The 228-nt window shown below is 60.5% G+C and carries 1 protein-coding gene; it reads left to right on the forward strand.

The genetic code is table 11. The annotated features are described in order from the left end of the window. On the forward strand, window positions 1-228 hold a 228-nt coding region (locus RYX56_RS25730), incomplete at both ends, for a hypothetical protein (RefSeq protein ID WP_317124560.1).

Consider the following 228-nt stretch of genomic DNA (forward strand, 5'->3'; position numbering starts at 1 on the left):
TCCCAAGTCACTCGCATCGCGCCCAGTTCTCAGCCCGTGCAGGGGGGCATCCGCCATGGCTTCGTCTATGAGCGCGTACCGCACATTACCCTCAAGTCCATCGCCAACAACGCGGAGATCGATGTCATCTGGGACCAGTGGCAGGCAAAGCTGGAGCCATTGCGAGAAAAGCTGAACGCCACGCTCAAGAAGACCTGGCAGGAGTGGGATGTTCCGCGCGAGGCCGAT

This window comes from Alkalihalophilus lindianensis (assembly GCF_032843265.1).
GTDB classification, from domain to species: domain Bacteria; phylum Bacillota; class Bacilli; order Bacillales; family Bacillaceae_D; genus Alkalihalophilus; species Alkalihalophilus lindianensis.